This is a genomic window from Rhodococcus sp. 008 (genome assembly GCF_001682295.1).
GTDB lineage: Bacteria > Actinomycetota > Actinomycetes > Mycobacteriales > Mycobacteriaceae > Rhodococcus_F > Rhodococcus_F qingshengii.
Genome location: NZ_CP012749.1, coordinates 4,452,351 through 4,465,946, shown reverse-complemented (window position 1 = coordinate 4,465,946; position 13,596 = coordinate 4,452,351). Strand labels below are relative to the sequence as shown.

Sequence of the window (13,596 nt, the reverse complement as noted above, 5' to 3'; positions counted from 1 at the left end):
TGTCTCACCCGAAGGAGAAGTTGCTCTTGTCAGTCACCTGAGCGAGGTCTGCAAGAGCATCGCGGTGGATGCCTGCCTTGATTCCCGCCAAGTTCTTGCCGTGAGTCGACGTCAGTGCCGACGCCTTGGCCACAGCAGCGGCGAGTACTCCGTCGCCGTCGACCGTTTCCTGCACGATGCCGGCAGCGAGTGCGTCGGCGCCGCCGAAGCGACGCCCCGTCGTCATGGCATCGACTGCCGTCTGCTTGGGCAGACGACTGTTCAGCAGTGCAGACATCCCGACAGTGAACGGCATGTTCAGTCCCACCTCGGGCAGGCAGTAGAAGCCGCGGTCCGCGCGCATGATCTGGAAATCGTGCGAGGACGCGAGCATGGCGCCGGCGCCGAACGCGTGCCCCTGCACGGCCGCGACCGTGGCCATCGGGAAGGTCAGCAAACGGCTGTAGATGGTGTGGACCTTGTCCAGGTAGCCGGGGAGACCGTCGAGATTGCCGAAGATCCACGTCGTGTCCAGGCCGTTCGTGTAGAACTTGCCCGTCGCCGTCGTCACCAGGGCTGCGGGCCCCTCGTGCGCTTCGACCTCGTCCAACTTGCTGTGAACAGCGTCGATCCACTCAGGGCCGAAGCGGTTCTCGTTGTCCGTTTCGCCCTCGTTGCCGAGGTACAGGATGAATACGTCGCCGTCGCGTTCGAGATAAGGCATGGATGGGAGAGTAACGCCCGCCAACTCACCCGGCGAACCGACCCGACTCCTCAGTAGGGTTGCTCACATGGGAACGATCGCCGAGGCCGCCGCCGCTGCTCTGTCCGCCATGACTGGCTCTTCGTCACCGTCAGTCGCCATCGTGCTCGGGTCGGGGTGGACCGATGCCGCAGACGTGTTCGGCGACGCCGGTGCGGACGTGACAGCCGAAGTCTCGATGGCGGATCTTCCTGGCTTCGCCCCACCGTCCGCCCTCGGCCATGCGGGCACCATTCGTTCGGTGCGCGTCGGAAACACCGAAGTCCTGCTGCTGCTCGGGCGCGCGCACGCATACGAGGGCCACGATCTCGGTACCGTCGTCCACCCGGTCCGGACAGCCATTGCTGCCGGCGCCGACACCGTCATCCTCACCAATGCGGCCGGCGGTATCCGCGAGGACTACGCAGTGGGACAACCAGTGCTGATCAGTGACCACCTGAACCTGACGGCCCGCTCTCCCCTCGTCGGCGCAGAGTTCGTCGACCTGGTCGACGCCTACTCGCCGGAACTGCGGGCGCTGGCTCGCTCGATCGACCCGGACCTTGCCGAGGGTGTTTACGCCGGGCTTCCCGGTCCGCATTACGAGACTCCGGCCGAGATTCGAATGCTTCGTACACTCGGCGCCGATCTGGTCGGCATGTCGACGGTTCACGAGACCATCGCGGCCCGCGCGCTCGGCGCCCGCGTTCTCGGCATCTCCATGGTCACCAATCTGGCCGCCGGAATCACGGGCGCCCCACTGGACCATCAGGAGGTGCTGGCGGCAGGCAAAGCTTCGGCGGCCCGGATGGGAGTGCTGCTGCGCCAACTGGTCGAGCAGCTGTGACACCGCTGAACGTCACCGAGTGGATCGACGCCGATCCGGACCCAGTTACCCGCGCAGAATTAGCCGCCCTTTCCGAACATGAACTGGCCGAACGCTTTTCCTCACCGCTGACGTTCGGCACTGCTGGGCTTCGCGGGCCGGTACGCGGCGGACCCAACGGCATGAACCTCGCGGTCGTCATCCGGACCACGGCCGGTCTGGCGGCCTGGCTGACAGCTCGCTGCCAGGGCGGGTCCCGCGTTGTGGTCGGCCGCGACGCCCGGCTCGGTTCAGAGGCATTTGCTCTCGCCGCCGCCGAGGTCATGGCAGCGGCTGGGTTCGAGGTGACCCTGCTCCCCCGCCCACTGCCGACACCGCTGGTGGCGTTCGCGGTGCGCAGGCTCGGGGCAGCGGCAGGTATCCAGATCACCGCCTCCCACAATCCTGCCGCCGACAACGGTTACAAGGTGTATCTCTCGGGCGGAGCGCAACTCGTCTCCCCCGCCGATCGTGAAATCGAGAGCGAGATCGCCCGCATCGGTGGTGCCGCCGACGTCGCGCGGGCATCGGTGATTCCGGCCGACAACTCTCTGGTCGAGGAGTACATCGCCCGCATCGCGACCCTCCCGCACGGCGACGCACGCTCGATCCGGATTGCGCTCACGGCAATGCACGGCGTCGGCGGCGAGACTGCGGCCGCGACTCTGCGAGCAGCAGGATTCGAGGACCTGCACGTCGTGGCGGAGCAGTTCGATCCCGACCCCACGTTTCCGACCGTCGAGTTCCCCAATCCCGAAGAGCCCGGCGCCGCAGACCGCCTACTCGCCCTTGCCCGAAGTGTCGACGCGGATCTGGCGATCGCACTCGACCCGGATGCCGACCGCTGCGCCGTCGGAATTCGCGACGGTGATCAGTGGCGCATGTTGCGCGGCGACGAAACCGGGGTGCTCCTGGCCGACCACGTACTGAGCACGGCGCCCGAAGATTCGTTGGTGGCGACGACGATCGTCTCCTCGACCCTGCTCTCGAAGTTGGCGAAAGCCCGCGGAGCCAGGTTTGCGCAGACACTCACCGGATTCAAGTGGCTCACGCGCGCCGGCGACGGACTCGTCTACGCCTACGAGGAAGCGATCGGGCACTGCGTCGATCCGGATGTGGTGCTGGACAAGGACGGAATCTCGGCTGCCGTTCTGGTGGCCGACTTGGCTGCCACCCTCGCGGGCAGCAACAGAACCCTGTTGGACGTTCTAGGCGACTATGCCGTCGAATTCGGACTGCATTGCGGGGACCAAGTATCCCGCCGCGTCGAGGACTCGAGTGACATCGCGGAAATGATGAAACGGCTACGCGCCGATCCGCCAAGCCAACTCGCGGGCGAGCCGGTCACGACCGAGGACTTGTCCCTGGTTCGCGGTGGTATGCGCACCGACGCAGTGATATTCGACGGGCCGTCGATCCGCCTGGTGGTGCGACCGTCCGGAACCGAGCCCAAGCTCAAGTGCTATCTCGAAGTTGTCGTCCCGGTGGCGAACCGCGACGATCTCGCGAACGCAGTAGAGCAGGCGAAGGCCCGGCTGGCCGAACTCCGAAGCTTCGCCCTTTCGCTCTAGCGGGGTCCGAACTGCCGATCGCCGGCGTCACCGAGACCGGGGACGATGAAAGCGTTCTCGTCGAGTCCGTCGTCGATGCTCGCGATGACCAGACGAACCGGGTGGCCGGACGCTGCCAGCGCGTCGACGCCGGCCGGAGCGGCCACGACGCACACTGCCGTGACATCCGTCGCGCCACGCGCAACCAGCAAGTCGATGGTGTGCACCATCGAACCACCGGTGGCGAGCATCGGATCGAGCACGAACACCGGGATCCCGGACAGATCCGCCGGCAGGGATTCGAGGTACGGAACCGGCTGATGAGTCTCTTCGTCACGTGCCATTCCGACAAAGCCGACGCCGGCCGACGGAATCAGCGCACTCGCCTGTTCGACCATGCCCAGACCGGCCCGCAGCACGGGTACCAACAACGGCGGCTTCGCGAGCCGGATGCCCGTCGTCGCTGCCACCGGGGTGTCGACCGGGAACTCCTCGACCTCCGCGTCACGCATGGCCTCGTAGACCAGCATGTGCGTGAGCCTGCGAAGTGCGGAACGAAAAGTCGCGTTCTCACTGCGTGCATCACGCATTGTCGTCAAGAGGGCCGCCGCGAGCGGATGGTCGACTACGTGCGTTTGCATGACCATCAGAATAGTTCCTCGGGAACCGGAGCACCCCGCGCGGCGTCCAAGAAGGAGTAAGCGCAACGGGGGGAAGACAAGTTGACAAATCTGGATCTGGACACTGAAAGCATCGCGGAGTTCGCCACGCGGTTGGGCACTGTTGCCGACAACGTCGCGCAAGCTCGACAGGACGCAGCGGGTGGCGATCACATGGCTCTGTCCGCTGTGCTCGGGCTGATCGGCGGCGACTTCGTCGGCGTCGCGGGCCGGGCACAACAAGCGCACATCGACGACATCGATCGACTGTCCACTGTAATTTCCAGTGTCCGGTCGGCCGCCCTCGACGCTCATGCCGTCTATCTCGACTCCGAGGAATCGGTACGAAGGGCTCTCACCGAAGCCGCACGCTCATGATCGACGTCGACGCACTCGCACGACCGATCATCGATCTGGTCGACACTGTCGGGACTGGTGCCCCCAGCGCAAGTGGACCCGACGTCGGCATCCGAATCGCCACGGACGCCCTCGAGATCGCATACCAATTGGGAAGCGCTGCTCTGAGCGAACTGGCGTCCTCTCAGAGCTCGTCCACGGCACTCACCGCTGCGGTGACCAAAACCGAGCAGACGCAGACGTCGACGCGAAACCTCGCCGATCGTGGGACCGACATCGCCGGCGTCGTGGACGAAGCGACAACGTCCGTGTACGCGGGAATGACCGAACTCGGTGAGATTCTCCAGTCCTTTCTGACACTCGCGATCAAGGCCGGGCCGACGCTGATGACACCGACGGGCCAATTGATGTTGTTGTCGGCCGCGTTGGAGCACCTCGGACGCGCGGTATCGGTTATCGAGCGGGTACGCGGTGAGTTGGCCGGGTCGACCGACAAGATGTCCGCACTCGTCCCGTCCGTCCCGATACCCGATCCCGCACCTGGGGTCTCCGAGTCGGCGGGTGGTTCCGGTTCCGCAAGTGGTTCCGGTTCCGCAAGTGGTTCCGGTTCCGCAAGTGGTTCCGGTTCCGTCGGTGGCGTTGAGGTCGAACTTCCCGACGGCTCGATTGCCACCGCACCGAACGCCGAGGCCGCTGCTGCCGTACGCAACGCGCTCACTCAACAGGGTGTCCCGTACGCCTGGGGAGGCACGACGCCGGGAGTCGGTCTGGACTGCAGCGGGCTGACTCAATGGGCGTACGGCCAGGCCGGAGTCGATATTCCGAGGTTGGCTCAGGAACAGGGAATCGGGAACCAGGTCGATCAGAACAATCTGATGCCGGGCGACCTCGCGGTCTGGGACGGACACGTCGCCATGGTGATCGGCAACGGTCAGATGGTCGAAGCCGGCGATCCTGTCGAGATCAGCGCCATCCGAACCACGAACAGCGGCATGGGCTTTCACGGCTTCTACCGTCCGACGGAATGACAGGGAATCATGCCCGAGAACAAGCGCGAATCACCGCCGATCATCACAGCCGTAGCCGTCAACCGCGCCAGAACCATCGCGGTCCGCGCCACGGAGCACGCCGTGCCCGTGGACCTGCGGATCAGCCAGGACGAACTGCGGTACGGCGGGCAGCGGTTGGCGCAGCAGATACTCACGCTGTGCTCACATGCAGCAATCGAAGCCGGCGCCCGCCATCGTGTGGAGCTCGAGGAGACCGGAGTCCCGGCAGCGATCCTCGATCGGCTCGGTCTACCGACCCGAGACGAACTGGCCGATGTCGACGCCGCCGAGGGCCAGAACCTTCCGTCGAGCTGGATGCGTTCGATATGAGCGAGATTGATCGAATCATGGAGCTGGCGAAACACCGGACGGGACTCTTGCAGGACGCCGTCGACGGGGTCGGCGCTCTTCGGGTAGTCGTCTCGAGCGAGGGTGGGATAGTCACGGCGACTGTCGACGGGCTGGGCGCTCTGGTCGACCTACGGATCACCGACGCAATCACCGCGATGAATTCTCAGACGGTGGCCGCATTGACGGTGGCCACGATTCACCAGGCAGTTCAACAGTCCAACGACGAACGCGAGCGACTGGTCAGTGAGCTCCGAGTAGCCCTGAAACAAACGTGACGAACCCCCGCTATGCCTTTCGCGCTGCGGTGGATAGGCTTCCGCCCATGGCTGGAGACATCGTCCCTATCGAAATCGGACTCACCGACGGAGACCTCGTCACTTTGTGGGCACCTCGCTGGCGCGAGGGCGACGACGAGTGGGAAGCGTTTCTCGGCCATGAGGAAGACCTCTACGGGTTCTCCTCCGTCGCGGAACTCGCGGCCTTCATCCGAACGGACTCCGACAACGACCTGGTCGAGCATCCGGCGTGGGCCGTCGTCTCCGGACTGTCGGCAGCCGAGTTGGAACCGGAAGAGAACTTCACGTTCGACTTCGTCGGCGTGCCGGAACTGGCCGCAGGTGACCCTGAGGCATTGGTGGTCTCGGAACTCGAGGACACCCTGAACATGGCTCGCAACATCGGTGAGGTGTGCGAACTCGACGCGGTCATCCGCTTCTTCAGCGGCCATCCGGTACTCGGCGCGCTTGCCACCGGCGCCGGCACCTTCGAAGGCCGCGAAGGCCTGGAGCTGTGGGACCAGGTCGGCGCTGCGATCGTCAAGGACTGGGACGCCGTTCTCGACGCCATCGACAAGGTGGTCACCTCCCCGAAGGTCGATGCAGCTGCTGTGGCGGTCGCCGAAGCTGAACTGCTCGCTGCCGCCGAGAACACCGTCGACGCCGACGATGTCGCCGAGGAGGGCGAGGACGAGGAATTCGACGAAGACGACCTCGAAGAGGACGAAGACGAAGTCGAGACCTTCTGGGGTGAGGTCGGTGTCGACCCGATCCGCATCATCACCTCGGCCGAGACGTTCTACACTCTGCGCTGCTACATGGGAGATCAGGCGATCTTCCTCGGCAAGGACGGACTGATCACCGTCTTCCGTAGCGAGCGCGCACTCGCTCGCTACCTCGCCGACAACCACGAACACGATCTCTCGCAGGTCAGTACGTACGGCGAAATTCAGAATGCGGCCGTCGACGGTTCACTCGAAATCGAGGTCACGGACGAGAACGTCTACGTTCTGCCCGGTATCGCCGACGACCTCGCCCAGGGCCCGGACGTCGTAGATGCCGAGCAGCTGGAACTCGCAGTCGAATTGTTCACCGATGCAGCAGATTTCGCCGACGACGACTCCACCGAGGAGGCTCTGTCCGCGTCGAACGAGCTGGGTTGGTACGTCTCGTACCTCCTCAACCCCGATCCGTCGCGGATGGCTCCGAGTGCGCCGTTCACCAAGGAATCCGAGGCCTGGCGCGAACTCGAGCGCGAGTTCGAGGCCCGGCTTCGATCTGAGTAGTCGGGCGCACGTCATCTAGCCGATGAGCACGGCGTAGCCCGGCTTGATGACGTCGTCGATCAACGCGAGGCGCTCGTCGAACGGGATGAAGGCCGACTTCATCGCGTTGATGGTGAAGCGTTCGAGATCGGTCCATCCGTAACCGAAGGTCTCGACCAACGCGGCCATTTCCCGGCTCATGGTGGTGTCGCTCATCAGCCTGTTGTCGGTGTTGACGGTCACTCGGAAGCGCAAGTCCGCCAAGAGTCCGAACGGATGGTCCGCCAGGGCGGCTACGGCTCCGGTCTGCACGTTCGAACTCGGGCACAGTTCCAGGGGAATGCGCATGTCACGGACGTAGTTCGCGAGCCGACCCAACTCTGCCCCACCTTGCACGCCTACGTCGATGTCGTCCACGATCCGCACGCCGTGGCCCAACCGATCCGCTCCGCAGAAGGCGATGGCTTCGTGGATCGACGGCAACCCGAAAGCCTCACCCGCGTGAATCGTGAAGTGGGCGTTCGCGTCACGCATGTACTCGAACGCGTCGAGGTGCCGGCTCGGTGGGTTTCCGGCCTCGGCGCCGGCGATGTCGAACCCGACCACTCCGCGGTCCCGGAATCGCACCGCGAGTTCGGCGATCTCCCGCGACCGGGCGGCATGCCTCATCGCCGTCAGGAGACAGCCGATGCGGATCTCCCGTCCCGCGACCCTGGCAGCGGATTCGCCGGCCCGGAAACCTTCGAGAACGTGCTCGACGACCTCGTCCAAACTCAGGCCTTGTTCCAGGTGCTGCTCGGGCGCAAAACGGATCTCGGCATAGACGACGTTGTCGTCGGCCAGATCCTCGGCACACTCACGTGCCACCCGTGCGAGCCCTTCGGGGGTCTGCATCACGGCGACTGTGTGCGCGAACGTTTCGAGGTAGAGCTCGAGCGATCCACTGTCAGCGGCAGTTCGGAACCATTGCGCCAGTTCGGATGCCGTATTCGCCGGCAGCTCGTCGTAGCCACATTGCTCGGCCAGTTCGAGAACGGTCTCGGGTCGGAGTCCTCCGTCGAGATGATCGTGGAGAAGAACTTTGGGTGCGCTGCGGATCGTGGTCAACTCCGGTGCGTTCATTCGCCAACGCTAACGCGAATCACCCACAATTCGCTCGATGAGCAACGGTCGCGAAACGGTGTCGGAATCGGTCCCGATCGACCATCCACCGCCGAGGCTTCGTCGCGCTGCATCAAATCTCTCGGGAGTGTCGGTGTGCAATGTCATCAGCTTCTGCCCGGCACGGACCACGTCGCCAGGCTTTGCATGCATCTCGATGCCGGCACCGGCCTGAACGGCTTCGCCCTGCCGTTCGCGTCCGGCTCCCAGTTTCCAGGCCGCGATGCCCACCGCCATGGCGTCGAGTCGGGTCAGTACGCCGTCTCGGTCCGCGGTGACGACGTCGCTGTGCCGGGCCACCGGCAGCGTCGCGTGTGGGTCCCCACCTTGTGCGGCGATCATCGCGCGCCACCGGTCCATTGCCGTGCCGTCGGCCAGTTTGTCGGCGGGGTCGATACCGTCGATCCCAGCCGCGGACAGCATCTCCCGAGCCAGGACCAGGGTCAGCTCGACGACGTCCGACGGCCCGCCGCCTGCCAGCACCTCGACGGATTCACGTACCTCGAGGGCGTTGCCCGCCGTCAATCCGAGCGGGGTGTCCATCCCGGTGATGAGAGCGCTTGTACGCACGCCGGCGTCGTTGCCAAGCTCGACCATCGTGCGTGCCAACTCTCGCGCGTCGCCGAGGTCCTTCATGAACGCTCCGGAACCGACCTTGACGTCGAGCACCAGGGCGCCAGTTCCCTCGGCAATCTTCTTGCTCATGATCGAACTTGCGATCAGCGGAATGGATTCCACCGTTCCGGTCACGTCGCGCAGCGCGTAGAGCTTCTTGTCCGCGGGGGCCAGATTCGCTCCGGCAGCGCAGATCACCGCGCCGATTTTCGGATCCGAGAGAATGTCGACCATCTCCGTCGCCGTGAGCTCGGCTCGCCAACCTGGAATGGCCTCGAGCTTGTCGAGAGTTCCACCGGTGTGGCCGAGTCCGCGGCCCGACAACTGCGGGACTGCAAGACCACAGGCAGCGACGAGGGGTGCAAGCGGAAGGGTGATCTTGTCCCCCACTCCACCGGTCGAATGCTTGTCGACGGTGGGCAGCGGCAAGTCCGAAAAGTCCATCCTCCCGCCGGATTCGATCATGGCCTCGGTCCATCGGCCGGTCTCTGCTCGCGACATTCCGCGGAAGTAGATCGCCATCGCGAGCGCCGACATCTGCTCGTCGCCGACGATCCCCTGTGTGAACGCCTGAACTATCCAGTCGATCTCGGTTCCCGACAGCTCGCGGCCGTCACGCTTGGCGCCGATGATGGAAACTGCGTCAAACATGGCGGAGCCCCTCTGCTTGTTCCGGCCCGAAAGCATCAGGCAACAGCTCGCTCAGCGGCTTGAACCCACTGCTCGTGTCGACAAGCATCTCACCCCCGCCGTGCTCGAGGAGAAGCTGTCTGCACCGGCCGCACGGCATCAGAATCGAGCCCTTCGCGTCACAGCACGTGAAGGCAATCAGCCGGCCACCCCCGGTGGCGGCCAAGTTACCGACGAGTCCACATTCGGCGCACAGGCTCAAACCGTATGAGACATTTTCCACATTGCATCCTGAGACGATCCGACCATCGTCTACCAGGGCCGCTGCACCCACCGCGTACCCCGAGTACGGCGCATAGGCGTGCCGCATGACCACTTGCGCGTTGTGCCGCAACAACTTCCAGTCGATGTCACCCATGGTTCGTTATCCAATCACGCCGACTGAATGGATGCAGAAACCACGCCGAAACCGTCTCGGCGAGATTGGAAAGGCAAACCTTACAAAGAGTTTGGTACGCGTACGAATCCCGCATCTGATTAGTTCCCGGTTTCACATAGGTTTAGAGTCTGAGTCAAGTCGGTTCAGGATCCCGTCGAGCCCGGGCTGAGGTACATCGAAGCTCTCTGCAGGCTCGACGCGTCCACCAATGACGTTGGAGGCACAGCACTCGATGAGTACTACGACTGAAGCCGCTCCTCAGAAGGAGCGCACGAGGTCGCTTTACCGGGGCGACCCCGGAATGTGGTCCTGGGTTCTACACCGGATCACAGGCGTCGCTACTTTCTTCTTCCTATTCGTACACGTTCTCGATACGGCACTCGTTCGGGTCAATCCCGATACGTACGACGCCGTCATCGACACGTACAAGAACCCCCTCGTCGGCCTCATGGAGATCGGCCTCGTCGGCGTAGTCCTCTACCACGCCCTCAACGGCGTGCGCGTGATGTTGGTGGACTTCTGGTCGAAGGGCCCGAAGTACCAGCGCGTCATGCTCTGGACCATTCTGACGATCTGGTTCCTGGTGATGATCCCAGGCGCCGGACGCATCCTCATCAACATGTTTGCGGAGCACTGACATGGCGACTACTCACGGACCCGAAGCCAAGAGCCTGGGCACCTCATACGACCGTCCCGCAAGCCTGGACAACCCGCGGTCCCCGCGCGCGAAGGCTCGGAACAACTTCGAGTTGTACGCATGGCTCTTCATGCGCTTCTCCGGCGTCGCCCTGATCGTTCTGGTCCTGGGCCACATGTTCATCATGCTGATGCTCGACGGTGGCGTTCACCGTTTGAACTTCGCGTTCGTCGCAGGTCGCTGGTCCAGCCCGTTCTGGCAGTTCTGGGATCTGACGATGTTGTGGCTGGCACAGCTGCACGGCGGTAACGGTCTGCGCACGGTCATCGCGGACTACTCCCGCAAGGACTCCACGCGCTTCTGGCTGACCACGATCCTCGTTCTCTCGATGATCCTGATCATGGGCCTGGGCACGTACGTCATCTTCACCTTCGACCCCAATATCTCGGCGAGCTAGGGGAGCACAGACTTCATGCAGGAACATCGTTATGACGTGGTCATCGTCGGCGCCGGTGGCGCAGGCATGCGTGCGGCAATCGAAGCTGGCCCCCGTGCCCGCACGGCCGTACTGACCAAGCTCTACCCCACCCGCAGCCACACCGGCGCGGCCCAGGGCGGCATGTGTGCCGCACTGGCGAACGTGGAGGAAGACAACTGGGAGTGGCACACCTTCGACACCGTCAAGGGCGGCGACTACCTCGCCGACCAGGACGCCGTCGAGATCATGGCCAAGGAGGCCATCGATGCGGTGCTCGACCTCGAGAAGATGGGTCTGCCGTTCAACCGCACGCCCGAAGGCAAGATCGACCAGCGTCGATTCGGTGGCCACACACGCGACCACGGCAAGGCACCCGTCCGCCGTGCGTGTTACGCCGCCGACCGCACCGGTCACATGATCCTGCAGACGCTCTACCAGAACTGCGTCAAGCACGACGTCGAGTTCTTCAACGAGTTCTACGCGCTCGACATCGCCATCACCGAGACCGAGGACGGCCCGGTTGCCACCGGTGTCATCTGCTACGAGCTCTCGACCGGCGAGCTGCACATCTTCCACGCCAAGTCGATCGTCTTCGCGACCGGCGGCTCGGGACGCATGTACAAGACGACGTCCAACGCGCACACCCTCACCGGTGACGGCATGGGCATCATCTTCCGCAAGGGCCTGCCCCTCGAGGACATGGAGTTCCACCAGTTCCACCCGACAGGACTCGCCGGTCTCGGCATCCTGATCTCGGAAGCCGTCCGCGGTGAAGGTGGCATTCTCCGTAATGCCGACGGTGAACGCTTCATGGAGCGTTACGCACCCACCATCAAGGACCTCGCTCCTCGTGACATCGTGGCGCGTTCGATGGTCCTCGAGGTTCTCGAAGGCCGCGGCGCCGGCCCGAACAAGGACTACGTCTACATCGACGTGACGCACATCCCCGAGGAAGTTCTCGACGAGAAGCTCCCCGACATCATGGAGTTCTCGCGCACCTACCTCGGCGTGGACCCCGTCAAGGAGCCCGTGCCCGTCTACCCGACGTGCCACTACGTCATGGGCGGTATCCCCACCAAGATCAACGGTGAGGTGCTGCGCAACAACGACGAGATCGTGAAGGGTCTGTACGCGGCCGGCGAATGCGCCTGTGTCTCCGTACACGGTGCAAACCGTCTCGGTACCAACTCGCTCCTCGACATCAACGTGTTCGGCCGTCGCGCCGGCATCGCTGCCGCCGAGTACGCGAACTCCACCGAGTTCGTCGACATGCCGGAAACCCCGGCCGCGATGGTCGAAGACTGGGTCGGCGTCATCCTGTCCGATCACGGCCACGAGCGCGTTGCGGACATCCGCACCGAGCTGCAGCAGTCGATGGACAACAACGCCTCCGTCTTCCGCACCGAAGAGCGCCTCACCCAGGCTCTCAAGGATGTGCGTGCTCTCAAGGAGCGCTACAACCACATCACGGTCCAGGACAAGGGCAAGCGCTACAACAGCGACCTGCTCGAGGCCATCGAGCTGGGCTTCCTCCTCGAAATGGCAGAGGTCACCGTCGTCGGCGCCCTCAACCGCAAGGAATCGCGCGGCGGCCACGCTCGCGAGGACTTCCCGGATCGCAACGACGCCGAGTACATGAAGCACACGATGGCGTACAAGGAGGGTGACGGCCTGCTCTCCGACATCCGTCTGGACTACAAGCCGGTGATCCAGACCCGCTACGAGCCGATGGAGCGTAAGTACTGATGTCTGCGCCTGCTGTAGATGCACCCAAACTCCCCGCTGTTCCCGAGGGGGCCGTCATGGTCACTCTCAAGATCGCGCGGATGAATCCCGAATCGGGCGAGGGCCAGCACTGGGACAGTTTCCAGGTCCCGGCACTGCCCACCGACCGTCTGCTCAACCTGCTGCTGTACGTAAAGGGTTACCTCGACGGCACCCTCACGTTCCGTCGCAGCTGCGCACACGGTGTCTGTGGATCGGACGCCATGCGGATCAACGGTGTGAACCGTCTGGCCTGCAAGCTGCTGATGAAGGACATGCTGCCCAAGGACGGCAAGCCGGTCACCATCACGGTCGAGCCCATCAAGGGCCTGCCCGTCGAGAAGGACCTGGTTGTCGACATGGAGCCCTTCTTCGACGCATTCCGCGCCGTGAAGCCGTTCCTCATCACCAGTGGCAACGAGCCCACTCGTGAGCGCATCCAGAGCCAGCACGACCGTGCTCGTTTCGACGACACCACCAAGTGCATCCTCTGCGCATGCTGCACCACGTCGTGCCCCGTGTACTGGAGCGACGGCAGCTACTTCGGTCCCGCTGCCATCGTGAACGCACACCGGTTCATCTTCGACAGCCGTGACGAGGCCGCTTCCGAGCGTCTCGACATCCTGAACGACAAGGACGGCGTGTGGCGTTGCCGCACCACGTTCAACTGCACCGACGCGTGCCCCCGCGGCATCCAGGTGACAAAGGCTATTCAGGAAGTCAAGCGAGCACTGCTCTTCGCTCGATAGTCAGGCCTTCGGCCCTGTGCGCGGTTAGGGA

16 protein-coding genes are annotated in these 13,596 nt (G+C 64.0%); 11 read left to right on the top strand and 5 right to left on the bottom strand.

Features of this window, described 5'->3' with window-relative positions; all coding sequences use genetic code 11:
- Positions 1 to 4 precede the first annotated feature (4 nt).
- Positions 5 to 703 carry an enoyl-CoA hydratase-related protein gene (locus tag AOT96_RS20725; protein ID WP_003940710.1) on the bottom strand — a complete coding sequence of 233 codons (699 nt, stop codon included), beginning with the start codon at positions 701 to 703 and terminating at the stop codon, positions 5 to 7.
- Between the two features lie 67 nt (positions 704 to 770).
- On the opposite strand from AOT96_RS20725, the gene AOT96_RS20720 reads away from it, so the two are divergent.
- Together AOT96_RS20720 and AOT96_RS20715 are read left to right on the top strand one after the other, a co-directional pair.
- Positions 771 to 1,568, top strand: coding sequence for a purine-nucleoside phosphorylase (locus AOT96_RS20720; protein ID WP_007727315.1), 798 nt, complete (start codon positions 771 to 773; stop codon positions 1,566 to 1,568).
- The gene (locus AOT96_RS20715; protein WP_065352210.1) at positions 1,565 to 3,157 is read left to right on the top strand and encodes a phospho-sugar mutase; all 1,593 of its coding nucleotides are present in this window, start codon (positions 1,565 to 1,567) and stop codon (positions 3,155 to 3,157) included. Before AOT96_RS20720 ends, AOT96_RS20715 begins: the two co-directional genes overlap by 4 nt.
- Here the strand turns inward: AOT96_RS20715 and upp are convergent.
- The gene (gene upp / locus AOT96_RS20710) at positions 3,154 to 3,777 is read right to left on the bottom strand and encodes a uracil phosphoribosyltransferase (RefSeq protein ID WP_007727319.1); all 624 of its coding nucleotides are present in this window, start codon (positions 3,775 to 3,777) and stop codon (positions 3,154 to 3,156) included. The genes AOT96_RS20715 and upp overlap by 4 nt on opposite strands.
- A gap of 81 nt (positions 3,778 to 3,858) precedes the next feature.
- Here upp and AOT96_RS20705 point away from each other — a divergent pair, with 81 nt between their 5' ends.
- The 5 genes from AOT96_RS20705 to AOT96_RS20685 are packed head-to-tail and all read left to right on the top strand — an operon-like array spanning position 3,859 to position 7,113.
- A complete protein-coding gene (locus AOT96_RS20705) occupies positions 3,859 to 4,173 on the top strand; it encodes a type VII secretion target (protein WP_042449627.1) in 315 nt (104 codons plus the stop codon).
- Complete coding sequence (locus AOT96_RS20700) at positions 4,170 to 5,180, top strand: C40 family peptidase (RefSeq protein ID WP_065352209.1); 1,011 nt, start codon at positions 4,170 to 4,172, stop codon at positions 5,178 to 5,180. Before AOT96_RS20705 ends, AOT96_RS20700 begins: the two co-directional genes overlap by 4 nt.
- A gap of 9 nt (positions 5,181 to 5,189) precedes the next feature.
- Positions 5,190 to 5,531 (top strand): hypothetical protein, encoded by a 342-nt coding sequence (locus AOT96_RS20695; RefSeq protein ID WP_065352208.1) that lies wholly within the window; start codon positions 5,190 to 5,192, stop codon positions 5,529 to 5,531.
- On the top strand, positions 5,528 to 5,827 hold the full coding sequence (locus AOT96_RS20690; protein WP_007727324.1) for a YbaB/EbfC family nucleoid-associated protein: 300 nt from the start codon (positions 5,528 to 5,530) through the stop codon (positions 5,825 to 5,827). Before AOT96_RS20695 ends, AOT96_RS20690 begins: the two co-directional genes overlap by 4 nt.
- Before the next feature lie 47 nt (positions 5,828 to 5,874).
- Positions 5,875 to 7,113 (top strand): hypothetical protein, encoded by a 1,239-nt coding sequence (locus AOT96_RS20685; protein WP_003940713.1) that lies wholly within the window; start codon positions 5,875 to 5,877, stop codon positions 7,111 to 7,113.
- Positions 7,114 to 7,128: 15 nt separating this feature from the next.
- Here the strand turns inward: AOT96_RS20685 and AOT96_RS20680 are convergent, their stop codons facing one another.
- Genes AOT96_RS20680 through AOT96_RS20670 form a run of 3 tightly spaced genes read right to left on the bottom strand, consistent with a single transcriptional unit; the run spans position 7,129 to position 9,916 of the window.
- Positions 7,129 to 8,214: an adenosine deaminase gene (locus AOT96_RS20680; RefSeq protein WP_065352207.1), complete on the bottom strand. Its 1,086-nt coding sequence runs from the start codon at positions 8,212 to 8,214 to the stop codon at positions 7,129 to 7,131.
- Positions 8,215 to 8,223: 9 nt separating this feature from the next.
- Entirely contained in the window at positions 8,224 to 9,519 is a 1,296-nt protein-coding gene (locus AOT96_RS20675) for a thymidine phosphorylase (RefSeq protein ID WP_003940738.1), read from the bottom strand.
- Positions 9,512 to 9,916, bottom strand: a complete 405-nt coding sequence (locus AOT96_RS20670; RefSeq protein ID WP_007727326.1) for a cytidine deaminase — start codon at positions 9,914 to 9,916, stop codon at positions 9,512 to 9,514. The genes AOT96_RS20675 and AOT96_RS20670 overlap by 8 nt, the downstream gene beginning before the upstream one ends.
- Positions 9,917 to 10,238: 322 nt before the next feature.
- Between AOT96_RS20670 and sdhC the strand changes: the two genes are divergently transcribed.
- Genes sdhC through AOT96_RS20650 form a run of 4 tightly spaced genes read left to right on the top strand, consistent with a single transcriptional unit; the run spans position 10,239 to position 13,565 of the window.
- Positions 10,239 to 10,574 carry a succinate dehydrogenase, cytochrome b556 subunit gene (gene sdhC / locus AOT96_RS20665; RefSeq protein ID WP_007727327.1) on the top strand — a complete coding sequence of 112 codons (336 nt, stop codon included), beginning with the start codon at positions 10,239 to 10,241 and terminating at the stop codon, positions 10,572 to 10,574.
- 1 nt (position 10,575) lies between these two features.
- Complete coding sequence (locus AOT96_RS20660; RefSeq protein WP_003940699.1) at positions 10,576 to 11,031, top strand: succinate dehydrogenase hydrophobic membrane anchor subunit; 456 nt, start codon at positions 10,576 to 10,578, stop codon at positions 11,029 to 11,031.
- Positions 11,032 to 11,046: 15 nt separating this feature from the next.
- On the top strand, positions 11,047 to 12,798 hold the full coding sequence (gene sdhA, locus AOT96_RS20655; RefSeq protein ID WP_003941011.1) for a succinate dehydrogenase flavoprotein subunit: 1,752 nt from the start codon (positions 11,047 to 11,049) through the stop codon (positions 12,796 to 12,798).
- On the top strand, positions 12,798 to 13,565 hold the full coding sequence (locus AOT96_RS20650) for a succinate dehydrogenase iron-sulfur subunit (RefSeq protein WP_003940925.1): 768 nt from the start codon (positions 12,798 to 12,800) through the stop codon (positions 13,563 to 13,565). The genes sdhA and AOT96_RS20650 overlap by 1 nt, the downstream gene beginning before the upstream one ends.
- Positions 13,566 to 13,596 lie beyond the last annotated feature (31 nt).

Coding starts and splice junctions, on each gene's coding strand:
- AOT96_RS20725 (WP_003940710.1), bottom strand. CDS start 703: ATGCCTTATCTCGAACGCGACGGCGACGTATTCATCCTGTACCTCGGC.
- AOT96_RS20720 (WP_007727315.1), top strand. CDS start 771: ATGGGAACGATCGCCGAGGCCGCCGCCGCTGCTCTGTCCGCCATGACT.
- upp (WP_007727319.1), bottom strand. CDS start 3,777: ATGCAAACGCACGTAGTCGACCATCCGCTCGCGGCGGCCCTCTTGACG.
- AOT96_RS20700 (WP_065352209.1), top strand. CDS start 4,170: ATGATCGACGTCGACGCACTCGCACGACCGATCATCGATCTGGTCGAC.
- AOT96_RS20695 (WP_065352208.1), top strand. CDS start 5,190: ATGCCCGAGAACAAGCGCGAATCACCGCCGATCATCACAGCCGTAGCC.
- AOT96_RS20690 (WP_007727324.1), top strand. CDS start 5,528: ATGAGCGAGATTGATCGAATCATGGAGCTGGCGAAACACCGGACGGGA.
- AOT96_RS20685 (WP_003940713.1), top strand. CDS start 5,875: ATGGCTGGAGACATCGTCCCTATCGAAATCGGACTCACCGACGGAGAC.
- AOT96_RS20680 (WP_065352207.1), bottom strand. CDS start 8,214: ATGAACGCACCGGAGTTGACCACGATCCGCAGCGCACCCAAAGTTCTT.
- AOT96_RS20675 (WP_003940738.1), bottom strand. CDS start 9,519: ATGTTTGACGCAGTTTCCATCATCGGCGCCAAGCGTGACGGCCGCGAG.
- AOT96_RS20670 (WP_007727326.1), bottom strand. CDS start 9,916: ATGGGTGACATCGACTGGAAGTTGTTGCGGCACAACGCGCAAGTGGTC.
- sdhC (WP_007727327.1), top strand. CDS start 10,239: ATGTGGTCCTGGGTTCTACACCGGATCACAGGCGTCGCTACTTTCTTC.
- AOT96_RS20660 (WP_003940699.1), top strand. CDS start 10,576: ATGGCGACTACTCACGGACCCGAAGCCAAGAGCCTGGGCACCTCATAC.
- sdhA (WP_003941011.1), top strand. CDS start 11,047: ATGCAGGAACATCGTTATGACGTGGTCATCGTCGGCGCCGGTGGCGCA.
- AOT96_RS20650 (WP_003940925.1), top strand. CDS start 12,798: ATGTCTGCGCCTGCTGTAGATGCACCCAAACTCCCCGCTGTTCCCGAG.